The 4,999-nt window shown below is 44.6% G+C and carries 4 protein-coding genes; all 4 read right to left on the bottom strand.

The window, feature by feature from the left end:
- Positions 1–169: 169 nt before the first annotated feature.
- A complete protein-coding gene (locus VIP81_RS29615; protein ID WP_331970313.1) occupies positions 170–934 on the bottom strand; it encodes a glycosyltransferase family A protein in 765 nt (254 codons plus the stop codon).
- Between the two features lie 4 nt (positions 935–938).
- Positions 939–1,625 (bottom strand): glycosyltransferase family 32 protein, encoded by a 687-nt coding sequence (locus VIP81_RS29610; RefSeq protein WP_331970310.1) that lies wholly within the window; start codon positions 1,623–1,625, stop codon positions 939–941.
- Positions 1,622–4,255, bottom strand: coding sequence for a condensation domain-containing protein (locus VIP81_RS29605; RefSeq protein ID WP_331970307.1), 2,634 nt, complete (start codon positions 4,253–4,255; stop codon positions 1,622–1,624). The genes VIP81_RS29610 and VIP81_RS29605 overlap by 4 nt, the downstream gene beginning before the upstream one ends.
- Positions 4,256–4,294: 39 nt before the next feature.
- Positions 4,295–4,999: ATP-binding cassette domain-containing protein (locus VIP81_RS29600; protein ID WP_331970303.1), on the bottom strand; the 705-nt coding region annotated here is incomplete at its 5' end.

Raw genomic sequence — 4,999 nt, 5'->3', positions numbered from 1 at the left:
TCCGGAAAATGGTATTGCACAACATCCAGCGCAGACGCATCATCCCATATATAAAACGTCCAGGAAGGATGTAATTCCATCATTCGGTCGATATACCGCTGATAATTTACCGGTGGCTGTTTATCAGCGCAGATAAGATGTATGGATGCGGGAATACGGTCCATGGTAATCAGCTTTTAATATGTGTAAAATGATGTTCTCCTATTTCATCGAGCATACAGGACGCTGCTTCAGGAGAAAAACGGCCATCCAGTATTTCAGCAATCGCTTCATTGTCTTGCGAGCGCAAAGCTGTGCTGCATTGAAAAATATAATTCCAGTGCGCCAGGCCCCAGGTATTTTTTTCGTGATAAACGTAGATATACATCCAGGGTAGATGATCGACAGGCTGCAACAGGTTCATCTCATTGAGGTAGTCTATTGTTGGGGTATCCTCTCCTATCGCTTTCTGTTCATAGGGTTTTAATAGCAGTGTGCTCTTTTTACAAAGGATACTTCCTTCCCACAAACGCTTATTGGATATAAAAGCTTTTTTAGACACGGTATCAAACACCAGCCAGTGTGCCAGTATACTGCCATGGCGCTGGCTTTCATGTATGATGCGATATTGTTCCTGTAAGCGGTTGACATGATACCAGTCGTCATCATCCCATTGACAGATATATTCACCTGCTGCTACCTTTATACCCTGGTTTCTCAATTCACCTAATGGGAGCTTGGGATGTGCACTCAGGCAAACAAGGCGGACAGCTGCATGCCGGGCTTTATCAGTAGCCAGAAAATCGATGGTCGCAATGTCGTCATCCTCATACACAATTACGAGTTCCTTAAAAGGATATGTTTGCGCAGTAAAACAATCAATCGCTCTGGCCAGCATGTGGGGTTTACCCCGTGTAATGCAGATGCAGGAAATTATGGGAAGGCAATTGGTCATAACTTTATTTTTTCCACCAGGTACCCGCATAGTGATGGATACCATAGGCATTGTTAATTTTTTCTTCTACACCATTTTGCTGAATACCCTGACTCAGCACGATTAACTCTTCTTTAGTAAGCGGGTACATTAAGCCGGCATCCAGCAGTGCGATTTCTTCCTTCTGTATATATGCTGTGTATAAACGGGATAACATAAATGGACCAGTTGTTTCAAGTACCCTGTCGTTAGGATGATCTGTCATGGTGGTGTTACGATGTAGTTCCTCACAAAGCGCCTGAAAAAAAGGGGATCCTGCTGTTGTACCCATAAATGCGTTACTGATAATAAAAGCTTTGTTATGCAAATCGCAATGCTCCCGGGGCTCCAATCCAAACACGCAGCCGGCTTGGTTTACAATAGGCTCAATACAGGCCAGGCATTCAAAATCCAGATCAACAAAGAAGCCGCCGTATTTGAACAGGATAAAATAGCGTACAGCATCCACCCGTTGAATAGCTGTCGGGTAGCTGTCATATACCTGCAGAAAATCGGGGAAATGTGTGGCGACAAAATCTCTGTTCATCTCATCTGTCCAGAGCATGTATTCCCAGTCTGCGTGGTTTTCCTTCCACGTTTGCGCCATTAGTCTGAAGTTGTCGGGCATATCTTCACTCTTCCAGGTCTGATGCAGGATACGGGGTATCTTCATAACAGATTATTTTCAGATAATGGACTATACTGTTTGACGAGGAGCGACTGTTGTGATGCTGTCATATGTGACTCCAGTTCTTTTACCGTACAATTACTGCTGGTGGAAAGGAATTGCAGGATTTCCTCCAGGCATTGAATGATATCATTTGTGAGTTCCTCTGAAAACAAATGGGTATTATACTGCCATTTTATGGAGAGGATTTCAGGTGATTCTATCAGCTGGCAATTGATACCGTACCAGATATTTGAATCAGGTAAATGTACTTTACCGGGTCCGTCGTATGGCAGTTTAGCGGCTTCTTTGGTGAACATATAATTGACACAGAAGTCTGTACTGATAATGAGCAGGTCCTCGCTCAATCCTAACATTTCTCTCTCATAAATGATATGTTCTATGCTATCATTTATGTCCATAAACGTTTGTGAAATGAGATCGTCTATCAGCGTCATCTCTGATATTTTGCAGGGCAGGTAAACAACACCCAGCAGCCAGCCAATAATATTCCGATACCCCGGTACTGATCTGTTGGCAATTGGTATGGTCAGCATGGTTTTGTGCCGGCCTGTATAAATATAATGCAGGAGGTAAAATGTTGCGAACATCACTGCCGAAACGCTGCTATTGTTATGATGGGCGAGTTCTCTGATGGCCTGCAATCTTTTGCTGTCAATGTTAAACAGGCATTGTGCGCCATCCTGCCGGTCCAGTATTTTCTTCAGCGAAGGCTGATCATTGTACAGTAATGAAGGTTCGGTAATTTTGGGAAACATGCCAAAGTTTCTGCGGCCAAAACCTTCATAGTAAGGCACGACATCCAGTAGTGTATAAAAACCGGCCAGTTTATTTTTCCAGTAGGCGCCGATGGATGCAGCGTTAATGGTTTGCCAGTTGTTCTCTCTATCGCAGTAATGGCGGAGCTGATAAGTCAATGGCTTCAGTGGTGGCTGCTGCCCCCTGGCGAAGGCGCCGTAAATGGCGTGTAATTCATCATTAATCACTTTCACCGACCATTTATCTTTAAACAGGTGGTGTACCAGCATATGGAAATTACAACCTTCTTTACCGACATTGAATAAGAAGATGTATGTCAGCGGGCCCTTTCCGATATCTGCTACTTTCGCCGCCGCTTCAAGGAAGGTATGTTTTTTAACGGCAGCATAGTCGGCCGCAGACGCTGCCTCCATATAATTCACTGCGAAGGTCTGCGCATCGTAAGGCAATACGACCAGTTTCGTTTCACCATTTACCAGCGGGCAAATAGTGCGGAGGCTTTCATGGCGTTGCATAAAATAAGCGACGGTTTTTTCCAATGCGATCCTGTCTACAGACTCCAGGAATATGTGAATATCTTCAAACGGTGTTTCATTAAAAGTATCTCCCGGAACCTGGCTGTTTAATATTTTGAGATAACCGGCCTGACCTATAAATGGTTCAGTAATAATAGCAGTAGCCGGATCATAGTGTAATAATACATCCCGGCTGCTAATTGCCCGTGTCTGGCTGCTGGTGTTGAATTCAGCCGGTTTAAACGCAAGAAAAGCACGCCACCATGCGAGGAAAGATAGTCCCAGCCAGAACAAGGGATACAGCATGAGCAGTGTAGTATGCTTCTGTTTAATTTCCTTTCGCTCACCTGCATCGCCGAAAAAGAGCCCGGTGTAATATAATACGCTTGTCAGATAAGTGGCGCCTATTATACCTGCGGCCACTTTCCATCCGGCCAGGAAGAGGAGGGCTATTTCAAGGGGCAGCAATAATAACAGCGATACCCCCAGTGCATCCTGCAGTGTACGCCAGCCAATACTTCTTCCTTTCAGCAATGCCTGGGTGTAAAACCTGCGTTCCTTGTAAACGGCTTCAACATAACCGAGATACCACCTTTTCCGCTGGATGAGCAGGGCGTTAAAGGTTTGAGGCGGCCGTGTCAATGCCATTATATCCGGCGTATAGATTGTCTTAAATCCCAGCTTCAGGCCAATGGCGGTAGCTTCCCTGTCCTCCCCATTGCGGTGGCCACTGTGCATAGCATATACCTGCAGCAGTTTATCGCGCTTAAAGCATGATCCGGCACCAGGCATTACAGGAACACTATGGTCTTTTTTATGGAACTTGTAATAGGTGCGGGCAAAAGAATATTCCAGTTGCTGGAACAGGAATGGTTCTCCTTCCCCATCGAATGGTATCATTCTAAAATAATATCCCATCACGGTATCATCCTCATCAGCGTGGTCAAGGTACTGTTCCAGCGCCTGCAGGTTTACCAGGTCGGTATCAAAATCAGAGAGGATCACATACTGATGCTGGATGACTAAAGATACCAGGTAAAGTGCGCCTACTTTCTGTGCATTGGGCCTGACAGCAGCAAAATAAAAGCAGCCGGGGTTAGCTTCACAAAAAGCGTTGATGGTATTTGGACTGTCGTCAGTAGAACCGTCATCAATGAGGATAACATCCATTATGTCCCTATATTCTAATGCCAGCCGCTGGAAATAACGGAGTCTGTTCTCCAGCTCAAAATTCTTTTGTTCGTTGAATTGTGGAATTAGCAGGGCTATTTTCTTTTTGCCGGTGGGGGGCATTCCGACCCACCTGACCTTCAGGTTTTGTGCGTCGATTGTCTCAATCATTGCCTTTGCTTATAAGGTAAAGTGAATTATAAATATCTTCTAAACACTAAGTACATTGGTTACTTTCAGGCGGCCTGCTTCCATTTTGATCATTCTCGTCGCCACGTGGAAATAATGATTGTCGTGTGAAATTACAATCACGCATTTCCCCTGCAGTTTTAGTTCGGGCAATAACTCTTCGTAAAAGAATGATTTGAATTCCGGGTCCTGATCAGCGGCCCATTCGTCAAACATGTAGATGGGTTTATTTTCGAGATAGCTTACCAGCAAAGCAATACGTTTTCGCTGGCCGGTTGAAAGTCTGATAGTAGAGAAGGAACCATCGTTGTTGACAGCTGTTTTTCCTATCAGCTGTAATATTTCCATACGATCGGCGATCAATTGTTCTTTCTGATGATGGTCGATGCCATATAGTTTTTCAAAAATGTGATAGTCACTGTAAATAGCCGCGCACATTTCGTTTAAGTGCAGTGCATCTACTACTTTACCATCCAGTTTTATTTCGCCGGCGGCAGGCGCATACAATCCGCAAATCAACTTGGCCAGCGTTGATTTGCCACTGCCATTTCCACCGGTAATAAAGATAACTTCACCACTGTTAAAGCTGCAATTAATGGGGCCAATTGAAAACTTACCTGCTTCTTCTGTGTACTTGTATTCTACATCAATCAGCTCTAAAGTTTGCATGGTACCGTTTTCAACTATCAGCGATTTACGGTTATCAGACAGCACCAGCGTGGCCAC

This window comes from Chitinophaga sp., from assembly GCF_036566945.1.
Classification (GTDB): Bacteria; Bacteroidota; Bacteroidia; order Chitinophagales; family Chitinophagaceae; genus Chitinophaga.
Note: the sequence above shows the minus strand (reverse complement) of the source record. Positions and strands in the feature narration are given on the sequence as shown.

What these genes read in the sequence shown, in the direction of transcription:
- VIP81_RS29615 (WP_331970313.1), bottom strand. Translation starts at nt 934, where the DNA reads ATGACCAATTGCCTTCCCATAATTTCCTGCATCTGCATTACACGGGGT.
- VIP81_RS29610 (WP_331970310.1), bottom strand. Translation starts at nt 1,625, where the DNA reads ATGAAGATACCCCGTATCCTGCATCAGACCTGGAAGAGTGAAGATATG.
- VIP81_RS29605 (WP_331970307.1), bottom strand. Translation starts at nt 4,255, where the DNA reads ATGATTGAGACAATCGACGCACAAAACCTGAAGGTCAGGTGGGTCGGA.